Genomic DNA, 1451 nt, shown 5'->3' with positions numbered 1-1451 from the left:
ACTATGTCCTAGTGCATCAGCTAAAGCGAAATTGCGTATATTCAAGCTTGCATTCAAATCACGATCATGCACTGTTTCACAGTCAGGACATTGCCATTCTCTTATGCTTAGTGGCAATTTTGTCATAGTATAACCACAACATGAACATGCTTTAGAACTTGGAACGAATCTTCCAATTTGTAGCACATTCTTACCGAACCATTTTGCCTTGTATTGCAATATCGTAAGAAATTGACCCCAAGCCACATCCGAAATGGACTTGGCTAATTTTCGATTTCTTACCATGTTTTTTATCCCTAAATCTTCTACAGCATACGTGGTCGCTTGGTTTTCACAGATCAAGTAATGCGTGAGTTTGTGATGTAGGTCTAAGCGTTGCAGGCGCACTTTTTCATGGATGAATGCAACACTTAATTTTTGACGTTGATAATTCTTTGATTCTTTCTTCTTTCGAGCAAATATCTTCTGCTGTATGGATAGTCGGTTTTGAGCCTGTCGCAAGTATTTTGGATTTTCAACCTTATTACCATCGGATTGAATGAGCATGTGATTCAAACCCATATCAATTCCGATGGTTTGATCAGCTTGAATTGTTGTTGATGCAACAAGTTCTAACTCTGACTCGACCAAAATCGAAGCATAATACTTACCTGTCGCTGTTTTGCTAATGGTGACAGTTTTGATTTTCCCATTAAATACCCGACTAAATACAGTTTTTATCCCTTTAATTTTAGGTAGATGAAGTAATCCGTTCTCAAAGCTCACTGTTGCGTGCTGAGGGCATTGATAAGACCGTTGCGGTATTTTCTTGGATTTGAACCGTGGGTAGCCGACAAGATGACTTAATGGGCGTTTTTCATCAGGATTTGGTTTATATCCTTTGATCTTTCTGAATTCAACCTTGCCTTTCTTTAATCGCTGAAAAAAGTTGTTGTAAGCAGTGTGTAGGTGAAGTAACCCACTAAGAAGTGATTGACTATTCACCTCGTTCAACCATTCGAATTCAGGTTGTTTTTTCATGGCAACTAATTGGTCTTGAATATCCTTTTTTGATAATAATTTTTGAGTTTCAGAATGAGCTTTAGTTTGAAGTGCTAAAGCCCAATTGAAAATAAAGCGAGTGCATCCGAAGTGCTTTTCAAATTGCACTTTCTGCTCAGAAGTAGGATAGATGCGATATTTATACGCTTTCAAAAAAGGTTGTTTCATGGTTATAATTTAGCAAATTAATTGCTTAGTGTAAATGTAATGAAGTCACATTATCACTGTGTTTATAAACTTACATATCATTTAGTGTTGGTAACAAAATATCGCAAGAAATGCCTTTCAAATGAGATGATCAATCGGCTTGAAGAAATTGTAAAAAAGAACTGTGCTGATTGGGAGATTGACTTGATTGAGTTCAATGGTGAAGCTGATCATATTCACTTATTGTTAGATATGCACCCGAA

At 36.7% G+C, this 1451-nt stretch carries 2 protein-coding genes; one reads left to right on the top strand and one right to left on the bottom strand.

Annotated elements, in window-relative coordinates; all coding sequences use genetic code 11:
* Positions 1-1209 (bottom strand): RNA-guided endonuclease TnpB family protein (locus FTV03_RS17705; protein WP_180042412.1); only part of this gene is annotated, 1209 nt, incomplete at its 3' end.
* Positions 1210-1248: 39 nt separating this feature from the next.
* Between FTV03_RS17705 and tnpA the strand changes: the two genes are divergently transcribed.
* On the top strand, positions 1249-1451 hold a 203-nt coding region (gene tnpA, locus FTV03_RS18260), incomplete at its 3' end, for an IS200/IS605 family transposase (RefSeq protein ID WP_180042410.1).

It is taken from the genome of Acinetobacter sp. YH12218 (genome assembly GCF_013417925.1).
Classification (GTDB): Bacteria; Pseudomonadota; Gammaproteobacteria; order Pseudomonadales; family Moraxellaceae; genus Acinetobacter; species Acinetobacter amyesii.
The sequence above is the reverse complement of the archived record's forward strand: the minus strand, read 5'-3'. Positions and strand labels throughout refer to the sequence as shown.